Origin of the sequence: Sutcliffiella horikoshii (assembly GCF_002157855.1) — a bacterium.
GTDB lineage: Bacteria > Bacillota > Bacilli > Bacillales > Bacillaceae_I > Sutcliffiella_A > Sutcliffiella_A horikoshii_C.
In genome coordinates this window covers 722,755-747,075 of record NZ_CP020880.1, presented here as the reverse complement: position 1 = coordinate 747,075, position 24,321 = coordinate 722,755, and the positions used below count along the sequence as shown (strand labels likewise).

The 24,321-nt window shown below is 42.7% G+C and carries 22 protein-coding genes; 3 read left to right on the top strand and 19 right to left on the bottom strand.

Annotated elements, in window-relative coordinates; all coding sequences use genetic code 11:
* Nucleotides 1-170: 170 nt before the first annotated feature.
* The 11 genes from B4U37_RS04020 to B4U37_RS03965 form a co-directional block, all read right to left on the bottom strand.
* Entirely contained in the window at nt 171-1,676 is a 1,506-nt protein-coding gene (locus tag B4U37_RS04020; protein ID WP_088020123.1) for a glycine betaine uptake BCCT transporter, read from the bottom strand.
* A gap of 230 nt (nt 1,677-1,906) precedes the next feature.
* The gene (locus B4U37_RS04015; RefSeq protein ID WP_088017189.1) at nt 1,907-2,518 is read right to left on the bottom strand and encodes a sterol desaturase family protein; all 612 of its coding nucleotides are present in this window, start codon (nt 2,516-2,518) and stop codon (nt 1,907-1,909) included.
* Between the two features lie 21 nt (nt 2,519-2,539).
* The gene (locus tag B4U37_RS04010; RefSeq protein WP_198317081.1) at nt 2,540-3,217 is read right to left on the bottom strand and encodes a GntR family transcriptional regulator; all 678 of its coding nucleotides are present in this window, start codon (nt 3,215-3,217) and stop codon (nt 2,540-2,542) included.
* A gap of 113 nt (nt 3,218-3,330) precedes the next feature.
* Complete coding sequence (locus tag B4U37_RS21840; protein WP_198317080.1) at nt 3,331-4,404, bottom strand: PLL family lectin; 1,074 nt, start codon at nt 4,402-4,404, stop codon at nt 3,331-3,333.
* A gap of 95 nt (nt 4,405-4,499) precedes the next feature.
* Nucleotides 4,500-4,862 (bottom strand): PH domain-containing protein, encoded by a 363-nt coding sequence (locus tag B4U37_RS04000; protein ID WP_088017186.1) that lies wholly within the window; start codon nt 4,860-4,862, stop codon nt 4,500-4,502.
* Nucleotides 4,863-5,170: 308 nt separating this feature from the next.
* Nucleotides 5,171-6,313 carry a mannitol-1-phosphate 5-dehydrogenase gene (locus B4U37_RS03990; RefSeq protein WP_088017184.1) on the bottom strand — a complete coding sequence of 381 codons (1,143 nt, stop codon included), beginning with the start codon at nt 6,311-6,313 and terminating at the stop codon, nt 5,171-5,173.
* A 1-nt stretch (nt 6,314) separates the two neighbouring features.
* Nucleotides 6,315-6,752 carry a PTS mannitol transporter subunit IIA gene (locus B4U37_RS03985; RefSeq protein ID WP_088017183.1) on the bottom strand — a complete coding sequence of 146 codons (438 nt, stop codon included), beginning with the start codon at nt 6,750-6,752 and terminating at the stop codon, nt 6,315-6,317.
* Between the two features lie 3 nt (nt 6,753-6,755).
* Nucleotides 6,756-8,888 (bottom strand): BglG family transcription antiterminator, encoded by a 2,133-nt coding sequence (locus B4U37_RS03980; protein ID WP_088017182.1) that lies wholly within the window; start codon nt 8,886-8,888, stop codon nt 6,756-6,758.
* Nucleotides 8,889-9,108: 220 nt separating this feature from the next.
* A complete protein-coding gene (locus B4U37_RS03975; RefSeq protein WP_088017181.1) occupies nt 9,109-10,527 on the bottom strand; it encodes a PTS mannitol transporter subunit IIBC in 1,419 nt (472 codons plus the stop codon).
* 183 nt (nt 10,528-10,710) lie between these two features.
* Nucleotides 10,711-11,868 (bottom strand): ABC transporter permease, encoded by a 1,158-nt coding sequence (locus B4U37_RS03970; protein WP_088017180.1) that lies wholly within the window; start codon nt 11,866-11,868, stop codon nt 10,711-10,713.
* Entirely contained in the window at nt 11,858-12,610 is a 753-nt protein-coding gene (locus tag B4U37_RS03965; RefSeq protein WP_088017179.1) for an ABC transporter ATP-binding protein, read from the bottom strand. The genes B4U37_RS03970 and B4U37_RS03965 overlap by 11 nt, the downstream gene beginning before the upstream one ends.
* 190 nt (nt 12,611-12,800) lie before the next feature.
* On the opposite strand from B4U37_RS03965, the gene B4U37_RS03955 reads away from it, so the two are divergent.
* Both B4U37_RS03955 and B4U37_RS03950 read left to right on the top strand, forming a co-directional pair.
* Complete coding sequence (locus B4U37_RS03955; RefSeq protein WP_010199180.1) at nt 12,801-13,499, top strand: LytR/AlgR family response regulator transcription factor; 699 nt, start codon at nt 12,801-12,803, stop codon at nt 13,497-13,499.
* A gap of 18 nt (nt 13,500-13,517) precedes the next feature.
* Nucleotides 13,518-14,492: a sensor histidine kinase gene (locus B4U37_RS03950; RefSeq protein ID WP_245840054.1), complete on the top strand. Its 975-nt coding sequence runs from the start codon at nt 13,518-13,520 to the stop codon at nt 14,490-14,492.
* Here the strand turns inward: B4U37_RS03950 and B4U37_RS21830 are convergent.
* The 4 genes from B4U37_RS21830 to B4U37_RS03935 all read right to left on the bottom strand — a co-directional run bounded on the left by B4U37_RS21830 (nt 14,470) and on the right by B4U37_RS03935 (nt 19,529).
* Entirely contained in the window at nt 14,470-14,616 is a 147-nt protein-coding gene (locus B4U37_RS21830; protein WP_157663707.1) for a hypothetical protein, read from the bottom strand. The two genes, B4U37_RS03950 and B4U37_RS21830, sit on opposite strands and share 23 nt — an antisense overlap.
* Nucleotides 14,617-14,687: 71 nt before the next feature.
* A complete protein-coding gene (locus tag B4U37_RS03945; protein ID WP_088017177.1) occupies nt 14,688-16,436 on the bottom strand; it encodes a DUF2357 domain-containing protein in 1,749 nt (582 codons plus the stop codon).
* The gene (locus tag B4U37_RS03940; protein WP_088017176.1) at nt 16,420-18,447 is read right to left on the bottom strand and encodes an McrB family protein; all 2,028 of its coding nucleotides are present in this window, start codon (nt 18,445-18,447) and stop codon (nt 16,420-16,422) included. Before B4U37_RS03940 ends, B4U37_RS03945 begins: the two co-directional genes overlap by 17 nt.
* Nucleotides 18,448-18,452: 5 nt before the next feature.
* The gene (locus B4U37_RS03935) at nt 18,453-19,529 is read right to left on the bottom strand and encodes a hypothetical protein (protein ID WP_088017175.1); all 1,077 of its coding nucleotides are present in this window, start codon (nt 19,527-19,529) and stop codon (nt 18,453-18,455) included.
* A 185-nt stretch (nt 19,530-19,714) separates the two neighbouring features.
* On the opposite strand from B4U37_RS03935, the gene B4U37_RS03930 reads away from it, so the two are divergent.
* Nucleotides 19,715-20,779 (top strand): GIY-YIG nuclease family protein, encoded by a 1,065-nt coding sequence (locus tag B4U37_RS03930; protein ID WP_088017174.1) that lies wholly within the window; start codon nt 19,715-19,717, stop codon nt 20,777-20,779.
* A gap of 188 nt (nt 20,780-20,967) precedes the next feature.
* On the opposite strand, the gene B4U37_RS03925 is transcribed toward B4U37_RS03930, so the two are convergent.
* From B4U37_RS03925 to B4U37_RS03910, 4 genes are all read right to left on the bottom strand, one after another.
* Complete coding sequence (locus B4U37_RS03925; RefSeq protein ID WP_088017173.1) at nt 20,968-21,579, bottom strand: methyltransferase; 612 nt, start codon at nt 21,577-21,579, stop codon at nt 20,968-20,970.
* Between the two features lie 14 nt (nt 21,580-21,593).
* Complete coding sequence (locus B4U37_RS22175) at nt 21,594-22,082, bottom strand: hypothetical protein (protein ID WP_187442443.1); 489 nt, start codon at nt 22,080-22,082, stop codon at nt 21,594-21,596.
* A gap of 10 nt (nt 22,083-22,092) precedes the next feature.
* Nucleotides 22,093-22,386 (bottom strand): antibiotic biosynthesis monooxygenase family protein, encoded by a 294-nt coding sequence (locus B4U37_RS03915; RefSeq protein WP_157663705.1) that lies wholly within the window; start codon nt 22,384-22,386, stop codon nt 22,093-22,095.
* 286 nt (nt 22,387-22,672) lie between these two features.
* The gene (locus tag B4U37_RS03910; protein ID WP_088017170.1) at nt 22,673-24,244 is read right to left on the bottom strand and encodes a DHA2 family efflux MFS transporter permease subunit; all 1,572 of its coding nucleotides are present in this window, start codon (nt 24,242-24,244) and stop codon (nt 22,673-22,675) included.
* Between the last annotated feature and the right edge of the window lie 77 nt (nt 24,245-24,321).

Below are 24,321 nucleotides of genomic sequence, written 5' to 3'. Positions count from 1 at the left end.
TTTTCTTTTCTATTGGAAATAAAGGTTTTTTCAGAATATTATAAATAAATAGGACTATGTATGGGGTTCGTGTGAAGTTGAAAATATTATAGTAAGTGAGGAGGCTATACGTTTGTACCGCGTACTAAAATAAGCAAAAGGCCTGCCTAAATCCTAGGCAGACCTAACTATTAACTTGCTTTTTTAACTGTTTTTTCTTTATCATGTTCTAGCTTCCACTCTTTATTTAGCTCTTTTACCAATCCATAACACATAATTAAAACGATAAACGTTAAAGGCAAGGCACTGACAATGATTGCGGTTTGTAAACCAGCCAATCCACCTGACGCCATCAACACCAACGTTGCTGCGACAAGAATGATTCCCCAGATGATCTTCACCCTGTTTGGTGGGTTTAATTTTCCACCAGTTGTCTGCATTCCTAGGACAAATGTTGCCGAATCAGCAGAAGTGACGAAGAATGTAGTAATTAAAGCGACCGTCAGTACGGATAAAAACGCTCCAAACGGCAGTTGCTCATATACATAAAATAGTGCGGTCTCTAGACTTTGTTCTGACACATTTAGACCTTGAACAAACTCTAAGTGTATCCCAGTTCCCCCGAAGACTGTAAACCAAAGTGCACAAACCAGGCTTGGGACAAGTAGTACTGCGATAATAAATTCCCTAATTGTTCTCCCCTTGGATACACGAGCAATGAACATACCGACAAATGGTGTCCAAGAAATCCACCAAGCCCAGTAGAATACGGTCCACCCCTGTGTCCATGCAGCTTCTGTGGCATCAAAAGGTGACAGGCGCAATCCCATCAATGCAACATTCTGCACATAGCTTCCTAGAGTAGTAGTAAACATATTTAATAGGAAGAGCGTAGGCCCAAGGATAAGTAACGCAAAGAACAAAATAACAGCAAGTGACATATTAATGTTACTTAAGTATTTGATTCCCTTTGAAATTCCTGTAGTTGCTGAAACGATGAAAAGTACGGTGATCACAGCCATGATAATGAACTGTACTGTAAAATTATTGGGAATGCCGACTAAATACTCCAGTCCGGCATTGATTTGTTGCGAACCTAGTCCCAATGATGCCGCTACACCGAACAATGTAGCAAATACTGCAACAACATCAACCGTTTTTCCGATAGGGCCTTTCACCTTTTCACCAAGTACAGGGCGAAGTGTGGCACTCATTAAACCTGGTGCATTATTTTTGAATTTTTGATAGGCAAGTGCCAGCGCTACTATTGCATAGATAGCCCATGCATGAAGCCCCCAATGCAACCACGTGTATCTCATCCCTAAAATGGCTGACTGTTCCGTGCTTCCTTCACCAAGTGGCGGTGCAGAGAAATGAGAAATCGGCTCTGATACGCCATAGAAAAGCAGCCCTATCCCCATCCCGGCAGAAAAAAGCATCGCAAACCACGTGGGGCGATTGTATTCAGGCTTATCATCTTTTTTTCCGAGTTTAATTTTTCCATATTTACTGAAGATCATGAATGCGGCAAATAAGAGGAAGAACGTGGCAACTAATTGATAGAACCAACCAAACGTTTCCAAAACAAAAGCTTGCGCAACTCCCATCGCATTTCCAAGTTGCTCTGGAATTAATACGCCTATTAATACAAATAACGCTGCGATTCCCACTGAAATTTTAAAAACTGACCTGTCCATAAGCATCAACATCCCTTTTTCACATTTTTTTATTCTATTCCCTACAATGCCTATTAATTAAACCATAATACTAGCAGATTGGAAAAAGGGAGGAGGAATGATATTCCAGTATATTTCGCAATATATTCTTCCAAGACGCAATTACCTTTCTCATAGGAAGGATTGCGACAGAATAGTTAAAGATGCTTCCATTTCCGGACTTTACTATAGTAAAGAGATGGGTATCCCCCTCACACTCGCTTCTCTAAGTCCTTGGCAGTCTTACTTGTTTCCACGTCTTTTTCATTTTTCAGCGTGCCAAACAGTACATCCACAAATGGCGTCGATACCCCATACCAAAAGTTTTCGTTTTTAAAGTGATGAAGAATATGCGTCTTTTTCACCCATTTCCCAAATTTCGTACGAGGCTTGATTGGTCGGTGCGCAACGTAGTGCTTCCACTCATAGAGAAAGAGCATCATCATCAACCCGCTTGCAAATCCAAGCGTTAACCCCCAGCTGCCAGCAATCAAATAGAAAATAATAGCGAGCACCGACAGATTCGGCAGGCTATACCAGAGCGGTAAAAATAGTAAATGCAAATCATTTGGATCCGTATGGTGGTCATAATGAAGACGTTTTAACATTTTTAATAAGAATGGATTTTTGGGGGGCTTGAGGTGAAACACAAACCGGTGTGTAAGATACTCGCTGAACATAAATGTCAGCATTCCGAATGCAAACACGATAAACGCTCCCCACGTTAACCCACTCCAGACCTGCCACCCGATACTTCCCACAATCAGCACTAGTAAAATAGTGATGTCCGGAAACAAAAAGAACTCCCTGTAATACCCCTTCATTTCTTTTCCCCCTTGTTCAGTTTATTTTATAGCGGTTTGCTCTTGCCACATCTTGATGCTTTGTTCCATCATGCTGTGCACAAGCTTTTCCGCTTTGTCACCATCTTTTTCTAATACAGCTTCCATCAGCTTCATATAGTAGCTCTTCGAGGCATTCTGGTAGGAGGCTTCTGTGAAATAATAGGTTGCAAGTTTAAGATAAAGATCTCCAAAACTATTAAGAATGAGCAAATAGATAGGATTCGGTGCAGCCGCCGCAAGTCCCCGTTGAAGATGCCAGTCATATTCGGCAAAAGAAACAGGGTTGTCGGCAACGTTTTCGCTTTCTTTTAACAAAGATATGACCGCCATCGGTTTATGTAGGACCGCTCCTTTTACATAGGAAGGTGAAAGGTTTTTTCTTAGCTCGAGGAGGTGGATGATAAATTCGTTCGGAATACTGTCCTCTTCATTTAGAATGTGGGCGATTGTCATAAGATTGCCCTCTTTCCAATAGTCATTCACTGTAGCACGTTGATTATGGCGAATGGTGAGCCACCCATCCCGTTCAAGACGTTGCAACACCTCACGGATAACAGGCCGGCCAACTTTAAATGCTGTTGCAAGTTCACGTTCCGACGGAATTTGAGTGCCTGGCGCAAATTCTCCCTTGAGGATTTTTTGAATAAATAGCTTTTCGATTTTATCGCTTGCCCTCATGATGGTTAAGGCCCTCCTTTTATTCGCATAAAATAAAACTGGTAATACCAAATTTATGCGTGGTATTACCAGTTTATCCTTATATTTAACTAGTTTCAATAATTTTCTGTTAATTAAGCATACCACTTGTGCCACATTTTCTTGTTGTTGCCTCTTACAAAGGTGTCGATTCTGCCTCTTCCCCATGAGACTGCTGCTGGATGGGATTGCACACTGCCACGAGGTGCACCAAGATTGCCCCACTCACTCCAACGTTGGCCGTTCCAATATTTCTGCCACATGCGGTTGTCATCACCTTTTACAAAAACATCGATCCGATTTGGTGCCCATGAAGCAGCAGCAGGTGCACCTTCAAATCCGCCTCGTGGGGTGCCAAGGTTCTCCCAGCGGCTCCAACTTCTTCCGTCCCACCATTTGTGCCACATGCGCTCATTCAATCCTCTGACAAAGCAATCGATCCGGTTTGGCCCCCATGAGACTGCACCCGGGGAACCGGTCAAGCCGCCTCGTGGGGAACCAAGGTTTTCCCACTGACTCCAGCTAGATCCGTCCCACCACTTGTGCCACATGTTATTGTCCATGCCTTGTACAAAACAATCCAAACGATTGGCTGACCAAGAAGCTACAGATGGCGTTCCTTTAAAGCCTCCTCGTGGGGAACCTAAATCCTCCCACTGACTCCAACGCTGCCCATCCCACCACTTGTGCCACATCGTTTCATTGGCACCGCGCGCGAACGTATCAATACGATTTTGTCCCCATGATACGGCTGCCGGAGAACTTCTCAAGCCACCTCGTGGTGCACCAAGGTCATTCCAGCGACTCCAGCGTCTTCCGTTCCAGAACTTTTGCCATAATCGATTGTCTTCTCCGCGAACAAACGTGTCTAGACGATTAGCAGACCAAGAAGATACTGCAGGTGCCCCTTTCATTCCAAGTAACGGCGATCCAAGGTCCTCCCATTCCCGCCAACTTGCACGCATTTCATTTTCATTATCGTCCGTTCTGTAATACGGGTACGGGCGTGGACGAGGATAGTAGTAAGGATAAAAATATGGCGCCGGATAGTATGGATAATAATAAGGATAAAATGGCCTTGGACGAGGGTAGACATAAATCAAACGCTCATCAGCCGGTGTTTGCCGATATGCATGATGATTTTGCCCAAAGTGTTGATTGGAATACATAAAAAAAACCTCCCCTAACTAGACTTCTGCCTAATAGCTTATGCAGAGAGAGTGTGGGGAGGTGCATGTTCTATGTGATTAAAGGTGCGAAGGTATTATAGGATTTGCTCAGCAATTAAACGGTCTAGCTTGCGGATATCCACTTTTTTGTTAATATTCAGTTTGAACGTACCCGCCTTTGTCCATAGCTCTAATCCCGCATTGGTATCGAGCATCCCACCGTTTTCCGAAGAGTACATCACAATGGATTTAAAAGGAATCGTGTACATCTCAACTTTTTTCCCAGTGAGGCCTTGACGATCCGCAATTATAATCCGCTTATTTGTGACAACCGCTATATCCCGGATAGTTTTATACGCAATTTCCGCCCTTTCCCCTTCAATTAAAATATCCTCAATGTCTCGGGTTACAGCTGTTTCTGACAAGAATGTCCATGTCATTAATGTGTTAACTGCCATGCTTTCATCCTCCTTTATTTCACCTATATTGATAGTATTATATAAACAAAGGGTTAATCCTGCATGGAAGATGGTGTTTTTGGAGAATTGGTAGGCGGCAATCTAACGGAAACCACCAACAAATGGTCTTATCCATTGTAAAAATGATATATCCATTGTAAGTGGGGACATATCCATTGTAAAAACGATATATCCATCGTAAAAGTTATATATCCATTGTAAATCCAATATATCCATTTTAGCCTTCCCGCCGTTAACAAAAAAAAACAAAGCTCCCACAAAAGGGAGCTTTGCCACCGAATAGAGGGTCAGACCCCTACTTCCTTCATAATCTGCATCGTAATGGGGTTGTCGGTTTCAAGTCCAGTTATTTCCGTGATGGCCTTTTGCAATCCATTACTACGGATTATTTGTTGAATTGTCTGGGCTTCTTCATCTTCTGCCCCATCATAAGTAATGGCAGCTGCGATTGCCTTTATAAGATTTGCTGGTGGATGACCGAATAGCTCAAGGTATTGTTTGGCCGGTGCTACTAAGCGGTCGTTCCCGCCGAGCTTTCTGAGCGGAGCGCGTCCTACCCTTGTGACATCATCCGTGATATAGGAGTTTTCAAATCGGGAAAGAATCTTGACAATATATGCCTCATGTTCCTTTTTATCAAAGCCATATTTCCCGACTAGGACCATTCCTGTTTCCTTCAAAGCGGACTTCGCCACCTTACGAACTTCTTCATTTGTCAGTGCTTCATCTATCGTTTTGCAGCCCTTCTTATAACCCAAATAGGCAACTGTGGCATGTCCTGTATTGACCGTGAACAACTTACGTTCAATATATGGTGTCAAATCACGGACAAAGGTGATTCCTTCAACGGCCGGAGTTTCTCCAACAAGTGCAGATTCATCCACTACCCACTCATAATATGGCTCCACTGTGACCATCAACTTATCAGCGTTTGTTTGATTTGGTACAATCCGGTCTACTGCAGCATCCGGAAAAGCGAACAGCTCATCGAATACCACGACTTCTTCAGGGGTAAGACCTTCGTATACATGCTGTTTCAACAAGGAACTTCCTCCAATAAGATTTTCACATGCTATGATATTCAAATGCGCTTTGTTGATTTCCACACGCTTTCGCAATCCACTCGCAAGTGACTTAGCGATGATTGGAAGGATCGACGGACCAACCGCAGTAGTAATAATATCCGCTTCCACAATTGCCGCTTCCAACTCCTCCGGTTTTTCCATACTATTGATGGCAGATACATTACGTATAACCAGCTCATCCTGCGTTTTATCCGCCAGTACCACTCGATACTCTTTCTTTTCATTTAGCAAATCCACTATTTCACTGTTTACATCTACGAAAGTGGTGGCATAGCCGGCCTGGTAAAGTAATGCTCCAATAAAACCTCTACCGATATTACCAGCACCATAATGTAATGCCTTCATTTTATTGAACCCCTTCGAATAGCTCAAGGATTTCTTCAGCAGATGTTGCCTTCACAATCTGTTGAACATTCTCTTCTTCCGAGCAAACAATCGCAATTTGTGAAAGAATTTCCAAGTGTTCATCGCCTTTCCCTGCAATACCGATCAATAATTTCACTTCATTGCCTGCACCAAATTCCACACCGGCTGGAACTTGTAAAATAGCGATTCCGGACTCTTTTACTGCTTTTTTTGCATCCTCTGTACCGTGTGGAATCGCAACCAAGTTACCCATGTAAGTGGATGTCAATTGCTCACGTTCCAACATTTTTTCAATATATGTTTCTTCCACATACCCACGGTCCACCAATAATTGTCCTGTCTTCCTGATTGCTTCCTCTTTTGTTCCAACAGTTGTGTTCAATAAGATGTTTTCTTTTGACAAGATTGGTAAAGTCATGATTCAAACACTCCTTAATTCAGTTAATTTTTCGTTAAAGTAGCGGTTCAATGTGGCGGCGAGATGATTCCCGATCGCAACCCCGTCCAATGATTCAAATCGTGCAATACTTCGCTCATCTTCTATAATGGATGCACTAATATGACTCAGTACTTCCAAAACCTCTTTTTTCACCTCAGATGGCGCGAGAAGAAGGAGGACTGATTCCACTTCCATCGGCTGCTGATCCATGCCTGTGGTCGGATAAGAATGAGCTAATTTGTAGATAGAAAAGGATGGATTTAAAAGGGCATCACTTTTGGCGTGGAACAATGCAAGTTTTGTGCCCGGTATCCCTAGTCCGCCAAGCTTTTCCCTCTCCAAAAGGTCTTGAAGTACTTGTTCCTCATCTAAGAGCTGCTCCATATGTTGCAATTCCATGCAAAGAGTCTGCAACGCAGCCCGAATGGATTCGCGACCTTCTCCCTTTTTAAAAATAAAGCCCTTCAATAAGGTTGAAACTGCTTTAGAATAGAGAGAGACCTTTTCCAGATTATCTGCCACCGCTTCTTTTGGAAGCTCGGGGTAATAAAATGCTTCCTCTTGTTCGAGATTTCCCTTTATCTCTATCAATTTGCTTTTATGCTGTTTATAGATATACTGTTTGATTTTGTCTATTTCTTCTTCTGTTAATATTGGATTGACTATAAAGTAATCTCTATTCAAATCATGTAGTCGAATCGTAGAGATAATCAAATCATAGTTTTCGTGATCTAACTGATTCAACTCAAATAGAGATACATTCTGGCAAACCTTTATCTCTGGAATTTCTTTTTGAAGCCTTGTTGCCAGCATTTTCGAGGTTCCAATGCCTGTCGAACAAACGACAAGTGCCTCCAACGGTCTTTTTTGGTGGATGTTTAATAAGACAGACCCAAAGTGCATGACCAGAAAACCGACCTCTTCTTCTGGAATCGAGAGATCAGGAAATGTCACCTCGACGCCTTCTTTTATAATGGAAAATAATTCTGCATATTCCGTTTTGATCCGGTCTAAAAGCGGGTTCGTTATCCCCATGTTTTGCTTGATGCGGAATAACGCTGGACCAAGGTGGGCAACCAGCCCCTGCAATAAAGAAGGATTATCTGATAGATTCTGATGGATTCTTCTTTCTACATAACGGATGAGGTGCTTTGCTTTTAACGCATCCTGCATTCCCGCTTCTACTGCAAAATATTCCTTGTCCTGCCTTAACTTTGCTCCTCTTAAGTGCATGGTGATGTAGCCAATTTCAGCGACTGGAATCTCTGTTTGGTACACCTTTTCAAGCTTCTCAATGATTTTTTTAGCAATCATGTATTCAGGCGTCCCTTCCAGTTCGGAAAGGTAGCTCTGATCGATTGTAATATTCTCCCCTCGCATGATTCGCTCCATCGCCAATGCCAGATGGACAACCAACCCCATATAAGCACTGTCTGCAATGGAATAGAGAAGCTCTTTGTTCATTTCATCCACTGTCCGCTCTACAATATGCAGATTCTTTTTCTCCACTAGACCAAGCAATCTTTCCGATATTGGATTTGAAGACTGCTTACTCTTCTTTTGGATGCTCTCTTTTATAAGGCTCAGCAGTTCATATTCATCCACATTATCAGTGATTACCTTACTCATCGCCTTACGCTTGGCATTCTCGTCGCCTTCAATCTGTACACCATATCCTCTTTTTCGGATAAGTGATAGATTGCTAAATTGTTCTAGCCGCTCCTCCACTTTATTGAGGTCATTGCTTACTGTCGCGATGGTGACATTCAAATCATTAGCGAGCGCAATCAACTTGACCGGTTCGACCGATTCCAATAGTGCACATAAAATGATTGTCTGCCTTTCTTCAGCGGTGTATTGATTATGATCTACATTGAAAAGAAAGAGCTTTAAATGTTCTATATTTTCTTGTTCCCCGATTATCTGGATACCCACACCTGATTTTTTTATTAAAGAAAGTTGATACTGAGCCAAGGTTCCCTCGACTTCCTTTAAATCACGGTGGATAGTTCGGGTACTAACATTTATTTCGTTCGAAAGATCACCGACTGTCAGTTCTTTATCTGTTGATAATAGAATCTCCAGGATTTGCCGCTCTCTTGCGGTAATATACATAGCGCTCACTCCAATACCCATGGATGATGACAAAATTTAAATACTATGTTTATAGCTTCATCATAAATCACCTTTTTTATTGATTCAATAAAAGGAAAATAAGAATTCGTCAGGTTCGTTGTTGACAAAAGTTAATAATGACATCCATTTAACATTCCAACCCTATAAAAAAAGAAGGAGAGAGTCATTGCTCTTTTCCTTCTTTTTTATGATTATTTTATTATTTTAGGTTTTCAATTAGCTCATCATATTTAGGACTGTTCAGGAAATTTTCCACAGAAATATGAGTCGCATTTGGATGCTTTGCTTTTGCTCGGTCTGTTAAATCTTTGTGTGTGATGACGATGTCTGCATCCATTGGAATATTACTGATAGAGGAGTTAGTCACATCAATCGACAGTCCAGCTTTTTTCACTTTATTTTTCATGATGGATGCACCCATTGCACTTGAACCCATTCCTGCATCACATGCAAAGATGATTTTGTTTACTTCTTTTTCTTCCACAGGAGCTTCCTCTTCTTTAGCTACAAGAGCACTCGCTCTGCTTTCTTTCCCTTTTAGTGCAGACGTCTTTTCTGTTGCTTTTGTCAAATCGTCATCTGTCGATTTAGAACCTTTTAAGATGACAGATGCAATCAAGAAGGAAACCGTAGTAGCTACAAGGACACCAGCCATGACTGCAAGGAACCCACCTCTTGGCGCCATTGCTACGATTGCAAAAATACTACCGGGTGATGGTGCGGCAACCAACCCTCCGTTAAACAGTAGAAGTGTGAACACACCAGCTACTCCCCCACCGATTGCTGCCAAGATAAGTGCAGGCTTCATCAGGATATATGGAAAGTAAATTTCATGAATTCCACCAAAGAAATGGATAACGGTTGCACCAGATGCAGATTGTTTAGCCATTCCTTTTCCAAAGAAAACAAATGCCAACAAGATTCCAAGACCCGGTCCAGGGTTCGCTTCAAGAAGGAATAAGATTGACATACCTTCACGTGCGGCCTGCTCAATTCCAATCGGCCCTAAGATTCCATGGTTGATCGCATTGTTCAAGAATAGTACCTTCGCAGGCTCGATGATAATACTTGCAAGTGGAAGCAGGTTCGCTTGTACTAGTGTTTCCACCCCGGCCGCAAGCGTCTTATTCAATGTTAAGACAATCGGACCGATTCCTTTGAAACCAATGATCGTAAGGATCCCGGCAATAATCCCGGCAGAAAAGTTGTTTACAAGCATTTCAAATCCTTGTCTTACCTTTCCATCAATTGCCTGGTCAAACTTCTTGATGGCATATCCACCAAGCGGTCCCATTACCATCGCACCAAGGAACATCGGAATATCCGCTCCGACGATAACCCCCATGGTCGCAGTTGCACCAACAACCCCACCGCGAAGGTCATAAACTAGGCGCCCCCCAGTAAAACCGATCAAAATCGGCAATAAGAACGTAATCATTGGACCGACAAGTGTCGCTAATTCCTCATTTGGCCACCAGCCAGTAGGTATAAATAATGCCGTGATAAGTCCCCATGCGATGAACGCCCCAATATTAGGCATGATCATTCCACTAAGATGACTTCCAAAACGCTGTATTTTCACTTTGAAGTTAGAAGATGATTTTGTCTCAGAGCTCATTATCCTGCCCCCTTATCATATAATTCTTGCTTAACTTTATGATAAAGCGGTTTCACCAAACAATCCATTGTTACTAAAGACCCATTTGGCAAATGTATTGTTGACATAATTAAAATAAGCAAAAATAAAGAGGGGTCTGGCCCCTCTTTAACGCATTAACGCACAGCGGGTCAGACCCCTTTTTCAGTTCATCACCCATTTGTCCTTCAAGAACATAATCCTAGCGATCACAAATGCGACGATGATGCAGGTTAGGTTGCTGCCGATCATGATGGCGAGGTGTTCGTAGTTGATGATGCCGAAGCTTAGTTCTTTTAGTACGGTGAAGATGTTCATGATTGGTATCGCAAAGTGTTCAAATGATAGTTCATTGATTCCAATACCAGAGATAATCATGATTGGGAACACGGCGATCATCATAATTGGGGTGCTATAGCTTTGTGATTCTTTTACTGTTTTACCCATGATGCTTGTGATCATTTGCAACGTAGCAATGAACATGGCATAGACAACCGATACGAAGATTGCAAATCCGACCACTAAGTAAACATTTTCACCAAACGAAATGGCATTTTTCATATTTTCCGTTAAGAAGGTGATTTCCAGCGCAACTACAATCAACGTGACAATACCAGTCAGTGCACCAATCGTTGAAATAGTTAACCATTTAGCAAGTAACAAAGTCATTCGGTTTACTGGTGTCATCAATAACGCTTCCATCGTTTTCTTCTCTTTTTCTCCCGCAAACAAATCAGAGGCTGAAGGGCCTGCTCCAATTCCAATCGCTAAAGCTAAAATTAACGGTACAAGCATGGCAACCATGTTTACACCTGCTGTCTCCTCTGTCAGTTCCTTCTGCTCAATCGTAAATGGTTGAACAAGCTCCTGAGGCGTACCTTCTGCTTCTAGTCGATCTGCAATCACCAATTTTTCATAGGCTCCAAGAACACTAGTGACCTCCCCCATTAGCATGGAAGAGCTTTGACTAAAAGAATTACCTATAAGTGTCACAACAGTCGCTTCGCCATTTTCAACTTTTCCAAAAAATCCGTTTTCTATAATCAATACAGCCTGCGCTTCTCCTTCTTCCAACAACGCTTCTGGATCTTCCGCTTTTAAAAATTCAATATTTTCCACTCCAGCAAACAAAGCTTCTTCCTCTGCACCAAACTCTTCATTCACAGCTAGGGTATAAGTTTCCCCTTCCCCATCTGACAACATGCTTTCGTAAAATAATACAAGTCCTGTCATCATCACAATCGGCAATAAAACGGTCAATAATAGTGTCCTTCTATCTCGGAATGAATCTTTCATTTCTTTAAAGTATATTTTACGAAGCATAGTCTTCGTTCCCCCTTACAAGTTTACTCATGAAAATATAGTTAAGGTCACGAGAACCTTCTGATTTATATAAGGCTTCCAAAGAGCCATGGTGGACAAGTTCTCCTTTATGCATCATTGCCACCGTATCGCACAGCAAGCTCACTTCTTCCATGATGTGGCTAGAGAAAATGATTGTTTTTCCATCATGCTTCAACTGATGGACAAGCTGGCGGAATACATTAGAAGACGTTATATCCAAACCCGTTGTTGGCTCATCGAACAAAATGATATCCGGATTGTGAATCAACGTGCGGGCTATTGCCACCTTTTGACGCATTCCTTTCGAAAAGCCGCCGACCTTCCGATTCAAGTAATCTTTCATCCCGAACATTTTCGCCAAATCCTCAATCCGCACCTTTGTCTCATGCTTGCTCATTCCGTATAAGGCCGCAAAGTACTCCAGGTTCTCACGAGCAGTCAGTCGGTCATACAAGCCCGTTTCCCCCCCGAACAGTACTCCGATTTTTCTTTTAATAGAGTCTGAATTTTTTACGGTATCAAAACCCGCCACACTGATGGACCCTTCTGTCGGAGTTAATAACGTTGCAATAGATCTTAATAAAGTCGTCTTTCCCGCACCGTTCTCCCCTAGCAAACCGACTACCTGCCCTTTATTCACCGTAAATGTTACATGCTTAAGCGCCGTCACATACGCCTTTTTATCTTGAAATTTCTTTGTTACTTGATTAATTTCAATCATGTTTCTTTCACCTCTTCTGTTTGATTTCTTGTTTTCATCATACAAACTATTTTGTTATGAATCTCTAGATATGTCGTGAATATTCCGTTTGATGTCGCGAAAATAACCATTTCTACATTTTTGATGGTAAAATAAAGATAATTATCATGAAAATGGGATGTACTAATATCATCAAGGTGAGGGTAAAACAATGCGAGTTGGTCTTGTAGATGACAGATACATAGATTTGGACAAACTAAATGGAATTGTGGCAGCCGTTCCGAATGTGGAGATCGTCTTCTCTACTCAATCTGCCGAAGAAGCCTATGATTATATAAAAAAAGAAGCCGTGGACCTTTTGATTGCAGATATTGAAATGCCAAACCTTTCCGGCTATGAACTAGCAGACATCATCCACTCACACGCATTGAATATCGCAGTTATATTTGTCACTGGCAGCAGTGGTTATGCCGTCCACGCCTTCGAATTGAACGTGCACGACTACATCATGAAGCCCTATCCAAAAGACCGTCTGGTGAAAAGCATAGAAAGATTATTGGAAAAATCCAAGTCTGCCGAGATCGCCGGCAGACTCTATCTTAAACAAAAAAACGACATCCACATCGTTCAAAAAAAGGACATTGTTTTTATTGAAAGATCTGGCCGCTCCACCACCATCTACACAAAAGGCGGCCCTATCAAAACCTACCAAACATTAAATGAACTAGAAGGAGAACTGCGCGAGCGAGACTTTCTCCGCTCCCACCGTTCTTTCATCATTAACATTCATCACGTGAAAAACTTCTCCCTCTATGCGAAGAACTCATACATCGTAACGTTTGAAGGCATGGAGGAACAGGCAATGATCACAAAAGATAAAGTGGACTTTCTGCAAGAGAACTATTTCTAAAAAGAGGATGGATTAGTGTTGAAGACTTCCTTTATTTACTGGGTGGCGCTGGGGGCGCTCTTATTTTTACATATGCATGCTCTTTTAGAAGAGTGGATTGCGTTTTATGTTAGTTTAGTGGTTGCCGCAGCTCTTTCATTTTATTTTCATAGAAAAATAGCAGTTGAGATGGAAGGTTTAGATTGGAAAGCCAACAGCGGGCTTTGGTGTGTGCAAGTTATCGTGGTGGCGGTTGCTTTAGGGGTGAACCTTCCTGCATGGTTGGCGGTAGGACCACTAATCGCATTAATTGCATGCGAATACGTCCGGATATCGATTGGTCACTATTTTACTAGATTGCACCGGGACCTTGCTCAACACGAAGAGCAACGAGCTCATATCAATGAAACGTTCCGGATCGTCCGCAGCGAGCGCCATGATTTCCTCAAGCACGTATCTGCCGTCCACTTTATGCTTGAGAACCGTAAGGCAGAAGAGGCTAAATTGTATCTCGATGATCTAGTGGAAAACTATGAAGAAACAAACTATTCCATTAGAGGAGAGCGCGGAGTAGTCGCTGGCGTTCTTCATCAAATGTATCGGCGTGGAAAAGCTTCAGGAATTAGTATGGTATATGATTTAGACTTGCCTTTGTCTACATTGCCTATTGGCGACCAGAAGATCGTTGCTCTACTTGGAAATATGTTAAGCAATAGTTTAGATGCATGCGAAGAATGGCAGCGTGAGTGCGGGGAGCAGGCAATATTGACCTTACAGTTTTATAAACGCAGCGGCCTGTATATGCTAATCTGCAAAAATAACACCTTGCCTGTACCGGTTGACGTGTTGGACTCCTTGTTCGCTACTTATGGACATACAACTAAGGGCGTGGATCACGAAGGGTTAGGTACGAAAATAATCAAGGATATCGTCGAGGATCACCAAGGTTTCTTGGATTTTGTGTGTAAAAACGAGGAATTTACCGTGAAAATTAAAGTGCCGGCGATACGGTAGTAGGGTAAGTTCGATTTGTAACAAGCTGATTGGACTTATCCATTGTAAGCGGGGATATATCCATTGTAAAAACAATATATCCATCATAAAAGTCATATATCCATTGTAAATGCAATATATCCATTTTAGCCCTCCAAAACAAAAAACAAAGCTCCCCCAAAACGGGAGCTTTGCCAATATACCTGTTGTTCTACTCTACTGTATCCCTTCTTCCTCTGCCTCCAACAGCATTTCCGCCACAAGCCACCGTAATGTCTCTTGGAAAACAGTCTGATCTTCTGCAGGCGTCAATGGGACAAGACTAATACTTTTCCCGTCCAGCTCCTCCACTTCAATTCCACCATGCTTTTCCGGATATAACACAAGCACCTGGTGCACCGGACGATACTTCTGCCATCGCTTTTTCCCATAGATATACGGAGACCTGACATTATCGGCATAGCTTGTCAGCTGCCTCATTGAATCTGTCAGCGCATGACGCTTGCGATACTTCATGTCAATCATAATGGTGCCAATATAGATCTCCCGCAAGAACAGATCCATCCGTACATCCGGGTTATTATTTGTACCAGTCGTATACACAGGTACCGTCCATTTATCCGTTGCTTCTGGATGGCTTGGGATGGTTCCGTCATAGGTAATATGCAGTGAGATATCGCCAAACCTATACTGAATCATATTATCCTTTGCAACAGGCTTACTAGTTATCTCGAAGCTGCCACGTTGCCCGTCCTCACCACTGCCCATCTCGCCAAACACATCCACCACCTGCAGCCAACCCCAAATCTCATATAACTGATCGGTTCGTTTCCACTGCTGTCCAAGCCCTGTGTGAACGGGAATCTCATCCCCTTGAAGAGCCTGGTCGATTTGATAAAGCTTTCGGTACCTTACATCCACAAACATGACCGTCGGAACCGCAAGTGCCTTTTTATAAGACACCTCCCGATACCAATGGCTGGATTTAACCAGACTTAACGCGCCACTCATGCGCATCGCTTTTCCACGATACTCCTTTAACTCCTCCACAAGGCGCCGTTTCCTCTCTAATGGAAGAGAAATGGAGAAGGAATAATCCTTACGACTCGATAACCCTTTAATGGTCGTGTCCATACAAGCCACAAACTCATGCAACAACCTGTTCCATTTTTCCAAAATCGCCTTCAACATCTGATTTTCCGGCAGGTCATAATTAATGCGTTTATGCACCGATTTCACCAGATTCATCGTGTCTGGCCGTTTCAGTCGATGCTGAATGGACACAACATCTACATGCGCCGGCATTTCAGCTGGTTGCATCTGGTATTCCTTCGCGACCGACGACCGCACCTTTTTGGCTAGATCAGAAACAATGGCGTATATATCCGCAAAATAATGCTGCAGCACCTGGTACTGACGAAACAATACCGGATCAATCCGCAAGGCCGCTAAACTCTTCGGGCTATGCTGTTTGCGGATGACGTCGAGGGCAACACCCTTTAGTTTTCCTTCTACATCAGAGCGCATCGTTGCAAGCTGATCGTCAAAAAGTCTGTTCGAAATAACCTTTACGAGCGTATAAAACGTCCTCCCATCTGACGTTTCCACCCTCAAGCTGTACAGACCGGGAATATAGGGATAATAATTATCAGAAGTAGAATGCCTGAAGAGTGTTACATGGCCATTGCAACCAAGATAATTCTCCTCTGACTCCTGATCAACCAACAATCTGTTATCCCCTAGCCCATCAAATCCGTCCATATAACATCTTGCACCCTGATCCTCACATCGAAACCGCAGCTCAAGGTTCACATTCTCCCGAATCGCCGTGTAGACATGTACGCTTTCATCCCAATCTGAGAGATGCTCGACAAAGCTTTGAACCTCGGTATCCTCCCGAGATCCATTTTGAAAAACATGTGTAAAAATAACCGAAAAAGGCTGCGTGCTACATGGTGTATCCATTATATTTCAGCTCTTTCGCTTTTTGTTTGATGACATTTCTGCTTTCCTTGAAAATCGAAACACTTGTATAGCGGTCAAATAACCGAATAATCGAACTACCTTCCACGGTATCCTTTTCCCGGTTATAGCGGCCAAGCAAATCCCTTAGCTGATCTTCAGACCCTCTCACCTTCGTCAGAACACGCTGGACAACTTGGAGATCAAAGGCATCCTCCCGTAAAATATAGTCCTGCACCGGAAGATTGCCCAAATACTGATTAATCTGCTTCACAATCCGCGGACCTACCCCCACCTGCTTGTTCACATTCTGCATCATTTGATGAATCTCCCATAACAATGCAAGTTCATCATCTTGAAGGCATAAACTTCTATTTTTATATTGAAAAGATTCAAACGTGTCATAATCGACTTCATCGGCCCGCGCGACCATTCCTTTTTTCTTCTCTGGAAGCTGTTTCATCTCCGTGAATGGCATCACATCAAGAGACAACACATTTGCCCGGTCCAACACCTTATCGGAAAAGTGATAAGTCGACTCATCCATATTGACGGTTCCGACAAACAAGACGTTCTCGCGGATTACAATGGTCGGCGGATATTGAGCGGAATTATACAACCTGCTCTCTAAATCATCGTTATACAGTCTCAACACACGCTTCCCATGATCCATTTCCAAAATCGATAAAAACTGAGAAAAATAATGCTCCACCCTTGCCAGATTCATCTCATCAAAGCAGATAATATAAAGCTTATCCTTATCATCTTCCGCTTTTCGAAGGGCATTAATCAGCCCGGAATCCCCAGGACGGTACACCATATTCAGCGTGTCCGCATAACCGATTAGATCAGAATCCGACGTCCAGGACGGACTTACCGGAATGACTGTAAGCTGCTCTCCTTTTAACCCGAGTGACTGACTGTACAACTCCACCAGCTTCGTTTTCCCCGTTCCGCTCATCCCTGACAAGATCACAAGTGAGGATGACTTCATGGAAGTATGAAAATTAATCAAGTTTTCTTTTCGATAGATGAGTCCGGCATCCTGCGTATGACTGTATAGAAGCTCCAAAAACTCCTGTTCCTTTTCGTTTTCCTTTGTTGCCAATACATTATTTTCGCTTGTCGGCTTTTCCATCACCGTAACGGCAACTTCTTGCCTGCTGCTTTGAATGTCCGGTGAGGCTTGCTGCTCTAAGGAAGCTGACCCGCTCCCCGTCTCTTGCGGGTAATTTTCTCTAGCAAACTCGCTAGATACCTGTACCACCTCTTGTTCTTCTAAACGATTCAATAACTCTTGATAAAACCCAATTGGCAAAAATGCAACATTTGGACTTTCATCCGTGAGGTAGCACTCATCAAGCCACTCTTCCTCCAAGTCCAACCCTTTCAACTCATCCCGCAATTCAAAGTTGAAACCACCATGCGCATATTGATGTTTTTCAAACACGCCGTACACGGTAAATTGTTCATCCTCTTCCGTTTCTTCCTTCCAAAGCACAATCGGAGGGGTATCATTCGTCTCATGCGACACTTCTGCAATGCGGCCGACAAATTTCTTCTCTACAAGCCTTGAAATGAATTCAACCTGCTCCATCCCATTTACTTTTTTGCTGAAAATAGGAACAGGAATCAGCTTCAAATCTTTTTCATAACTTGGCAGCTTTGGCATCACCCTCACACCGAACATGTTATACACTTCTTCATGATTGTAACGAATGCGTTTTTCCACCTTGAAAATTAACAGCCGATCATCCAACCATTCGCGTAATTTTTCTTTCCGAATAAATTCCGGCTGCAAATAATCATCTTCAAATCCCCATTTCTCCAAATCCGAATAGAATCCTGTTACCGCTTTGACATTCGGAAAGCTTTCGGCAGGCTGTGAAATGATTCGGACAAAAAACTGGAGACTGTCCTGCTTATTTATTAAAATGGAGTCCCTGTAAAGTAGCTCACTTTGATCCACATCTGCCAGCACACCAACTAAGTCATTCTCCCAAACCTTATTCATCTCTCTCAACCTTTCTCTATATAACGTTTCATTGTCGGGAAATCGCTAAATTCTTTTATACTTTTCTGCACCGTTCGTTTTATTTTCCGTCTCACCTGTGGCGGCACTAAATACGTCATCATCCAAACCTCATCACACTTTTCAAGCCAATCCGATTCAAGTGCTTCTGGAACATCCTTCAGTTCTAATACACGAATGGTATGTTTTGCTGAATTTTCTGTTAATTTATTCTTTGGATCACCCACCAAGACGACTTCCTTTTGATCCGTTATAGCTGGTTGTTTTTCATCTACCTTAGCTGCTGTTGCGGCCACTTCTTGCTGTTGATGAAGCAACATCGCGTTCAAGTGAGAAATCTCCCCCTTCAACTTTGCCACTTCCTCTTTCAGCGTTTCGTTTTCATCGGCAGTCTTCTTGTTATTCTCCACGGTTTCCCTGTGTTGCGCCCGTTCTGTACCAAGTTCCTGTTGCAGTTTAAACTTCTCGCTCAATGCCGATTGTTTCTCTTCCTTAGATTGCTGCTTTAACTGAGAGTACTTTTTCTCCCACTCCCCTATTTTCGCACGCAGATCCTTATTCTTGTCTTCCGATTTATTCCATTTTTTCTCCCACTCCGATGTGGACTTGGACTCCCCTTTTTCCTGCGGGACCTCATCTTCCTTTTTTTCCTTGCTGTCTACAAGACTACTTAAATCATCCACCTTATATTTTTCTAGCAACGCCTCTTCCAGCTCCAACGCAAGCTTTTCAAACTTCTCCTCTTCGCTCGCATACAAGCCTCCAAGGATCAGATGCAACTCTTTCCCTTCTTCATATATCTCAATCAATGCATCCAGCGTAATCTCTTCTCCTTTGTCTGCCGGTTCATCTGTTTCGTCATCGTTTATCGTGTAATAAGCTTTAATCATTTTCAGATTTCGCGGTTTCAATGCCTCTGTGATGACCATCGCCCTTGCGTGTTTTATATTTTCCTGATTTATTTGGCGAAAACCTTTTACCTGTATCGACCAAAAGTCCGCTAACTCCACCAATTCCACATCTGGAATCGTACTAAATACCTTTTTCCATGTTTCCCTGCTCAATTGAATGACCCCCTCTAATTTCTTGTTAGTTTCCTATTTTCTTTGGTAATCTATTAAGTAATGACACTTCTAATTCTACATGAACATACACGTTTTTGTAAGGTTTCGAAAATTTAAACATAGAACTATCTTCCTAGAGAACTCTTTTCTAAAAGGTTGTTGCTATTTGAGAGAGGTGATTGGTCATGAGTCTCGTACAAAAAATAAAAGAAATCCCTGCAACACCAGGCGTTTATCTTATGAAAGACTCTATTGGCCAAGTCATCTATGTCGGAAAATCAAAACGCCTTCGTCAGCGAGTTCAGTCCTACTTCAGGGAGTCATCCAATCACTCAAACAAGATCCGAAAACTCGTCAAACATATAAGAGATTTAGAGATCATCGAGACGGATACGGAATTCGAAGCCCTACTGCTCGAATGGCAGCTTATCCAAGAAATCCGCCCACAATACAACCGACAAATGAAAACACCAGAGGCCTTCCTCTATTTAACGATTCGAAAAGTCGGCAAGCTCTATCGCCTCCGTCCATCCACCCAGCCCTTGCGCGGCGGCGGCGGCTGGAGCTTTGGCCCCTATACAAGCAGAAAAACAGTCAGCTTTGCGATACGAGGATTGAAAGATGTGTACCGACTAAACTGCTCTAACCCCGCCATCAACGGATCTCCTTGCCTAAATTATTCCCTTGGTCTTTGCCGCGGCATCTGTCTTGGCGGCAAAGCGGTCGGAGAATACAATGCCAGTGTGGAACAGCTCATCGCCTTGCTTAATGGGGAAAGTGCAGAGTTGCTCGAAGACATGCAGCGGGAGATGAACCAGCTTGCTGCCGACCTGGATTTTGAACGTGCAGCCAAATACCGCAACTGCATTCAATCCTTGCAGGCACTCTTGCAAAAAGAAGATGTGATGGACTTTACGGAAGGAAATCACTTAATGCTCGTGGTGGAAAGATTGGATGAAAACAGAGTGAAATGCTTTGTGATCAGGAGGACGGATGTGTTGTTTAGTGAGGTTTATGGCGGTGGGAACGGTGTGAGTGAGGAAGTACGTCACGATATTTTCGCACGGCTTTCGCGTGAACTGGCCGATGCCGGACCTGCTTCGGCACGTGAAGTAAGCCGCTTTGAAATCGATAAAGCGCAAATTATCTACAGTTATCTGCGCAGTGGGAAATGTAAGTATAAAATGGTCGGTCGCGAGGATTTGGATGCGTTGGATGCTGTGATTTCAGATGTTTTTTCAGAGGAATAAGGAAAAATTCACTATTGCCAGCCACTTTGTACGTGAAGGGGCTGGTTTTCTTATTGTCTTTTCGGACTTTTTGATCTGGACACACAAGTTGATGCCAAAAGTCGAAAAGTTCGTGCGAAAGAGGGCGAGTTCATGCCAAAATGCCCCGAGTTCGTGCCGAACGAGCAAACATGCAAATGAAACCAGTTTTAGCTCGAGCTCAGCCCCAACTCATACACCAAAAATCGCTCATTCACATTTTTCTCAAACCCATCAAGCTGGACCTCTAGCTTAAGAGTAAACATAGAATGATTTTCCAAGAAGAACACAAAGTCAGGAGCCGGATAATAAAGCACGATCTCTATCGGCCGATAATGTTGTTCTATAGATAAGAGAATTTTACTCACCACTTTCCTGAAAACATCTACCGTAAACGGGTTGAAAAAATAGAATACATTGGCCGTTTCAGGTATTTTATACTCTTCGGCCAAGCACTTTTCAAACATGATATTCTGTCTTCCCTTACCTTTATACATGGTCAAATTCTTCAAACAAGCCTCGTAAAATGTCTCATTCATTTCAATTCCGGTTACCCTTGGTCCAAACTGATGCGCTAAGTAAAAATTCAACCTGCCTTTTCCACAACCAAAGTCAACCACGTGATCACAGGAATCTACCAAATATGTTTCAAACAGCCGGTCAAGCGCTTCATATGGAGTCGGCTCATAGCGATGATATGTAAAAGAGCGGTGAATACCCATCTGTATATCAGTCGTTTCGATGTAAAGTTTCTGATCATAATTAACTGGAGATTTTGGCATATCCATCTCCCCTTTTAGGTTGTGTTTATTTTTCTTTTACCTACGATTCTATTCAATACAAACAACCCACCCCCTAATAGCACACCAAAAACATAATAGGGATTGAATGTTGTGTTTATATTATCTGATGAGAATATCATGCTCGTTGTTGGAAAGATAGGAATAAGAAAACCAGAAAAACTCCCCATTAAAAAATACAATATAAAATGGAGGAATGGATTCCACACATTCCATTTCTTTATTGACATATTTACCACCCAATAAACCGCACCACCTACAAATAGGACGAACACCAAGAAGAAAAAATAATAGATAACAAAAGTAGCGCCTGATAAACCTCCCATATCGTAATAACTGGAATGACTTTCTCTTGGAAGCAACGGATACAAAGTATGAAACACGATATTCAAAAATAAAGCTATGGCCATAAATCCATATAGGTACACATGATAATACTCCTCATTTTGATACTGAACCTCTTTATCTCCCTTCAGTTTTAGCACCCCTTTCGAATTATTTTATTAATTGAAAATGCTCCATATAAATATTAGGTTTGAAATAATGGTCCATTTTCTTAACCCACTCCTTAAATAAGTCAGAACCCACAAAGCCTTCCATATGGTCCTCAAGGGTTTCCCATTCAACTTGCACCATATACTTCCCTTCTGTCTCAATGCATTTATGTAAAGTATGGGCAATATAGCCTTTGGAAAGAGCGATTGTTTCTTGGGCTACTACCGCAAAATCTTTTTCAAATCTCACTTCCATTCCTTCATTTATATAGAAAAATGCTACTTCCGTTATCATAGGTATCTTCCTCTCACTAGTAAAATTTCTCATACTTCCATTATGCTTTAAAAACACTAGAATTAAAAACCAGATACGTAGCTTCTCCTCATTTTATAAGCCACTTTCGCGATTTATAAGCCAAGTTTTCATTTTATAGTCCAACTTTTCATTTTATAAGCCACTTTTCCCCATATAAATGCCATTCGACACAAACACACATCATTTACACACACCTCCGCACGCCATTCACAAAAAAAAAATCCGCCCCCACCTAAAAGGCAGAAGCGGACTTCCCTCACACAGTTTAATTATTCCCAACCAATTTCGTCTTCACCTTGCGCTCACCATCGGCACCCGCGAGTTCGCCCATCGGCGCCGTCTCCACTTCTGCCTCTGAATCCTCTGCCTGTGTCGCTCGCTTAATAAAGAAAGACAACACAAGCGCAACCACCGCAATAAACGTGGACACGAAAAAGGCGAAATTGATTCCTTCTAACATCCCTTGCATCATGACTTGCTGCTGCACACCCGCAATGGCTTCGGTGGAGGGATTTGCACCCAAAGCGGCCATCGCATCACCTGAAAGTTCGCGGCCAACACTTTCCGCCCTAGTAGACATCAATGTCACAAGCAACGCCGTTCCAATCGCTCCGGACACTTGCTGAAGCGTGTTGTTCATCGCGGTACCATGCGGATAGAAGCGAGTTGGAAGTTGATTTAACCCGTTTGTGGACACCGGCATAAACACCATCGACATCCCAAACATCCGCACCGTATATAAAATCAATAATTGTGTGTAAGTTGTTTCAAATGTCAATTGACTAAAGAAGTATGTGGTTACGACCGTAATCGCCAAACCAGTAATGGCGAGCGCGCGTCCACCGTATTTATCAAACAACTTCCCTGTGATGGGCGACATCAACGCCATCACAATTGCACCAGGTAGCATCAACAATCCTGCATCCAATGGTGAAATTCCACGGATCGTCTGCACATAAATTGGCAACAAGATCATCCCGGAGAACATCGCCATTGTGATAACCATGGAGATGGCAGATGATAAAGCGAACATTGGATAACGGTAGATTCGGAAGTTTAGCATCGGTTTTTCTTTTCCAAGCTGACGTAAAATGAACCAAACTAACGATAACGTTCCGATGGCAATCGTACCGTAAACAAGCGGACTGTCCCAACCCTTGGCGCCTGCGGAACTAAAACCGTATAGCAGTCCACCGAACCCAAGACTCGATAAAACGACAGAGAATCTATCCAAGCGAATATCCTGTTTTTCTTTTCTATCTTTCAACAAAAATACCCCAAGAAGCAAAACGCCGACGGCAATCGGAGAAACGAAATGAAATAGCATTCTCCAATCATAATGCTCAATCAGCCAACCAGAAAGCGTCGGCCCGATTGCAGGTGCTCCCATCAAAATAAGTCCAAATATCCCCATCGCGGTTCCGCGCTTTTCAATTGGAAAGCTGACCAGCATGACATTCATCAATAACGGCATTAAGATCGCCGACCCGGATGCCTGCATCATTCTGCCTGCTAAAAGAACCCCGAAAATCGGTGCAAAACCGGCCATCACTGTTCCAACGGCAAAAAGACCCATCGCGACGATGAACAAATTCCGCACAGAATACTTTTGAATTAGAAAAGCTGTGGTCGGAATCAATACCCCGTTGACCAACATGAAGCCGGTTGTCAGCCATTGTACGGTAGAAGGCCCCACTTGAAGTTCCGTCATAATGGACGGCAGGGCAATATTCAATAATGTATTATTTAAAAAAGCAATAAATGCGCCGATCATTAAAATGGCCAAAATACCATATGGCGGACGATTTATAGTGGTGTTTGGTGCTGCTTGCTGCATTCTTTCTCCTCCATTTATACTAACAGTACATTTTTTATACTACTATTACATCTACACCAATTTTATACCATCAGTTC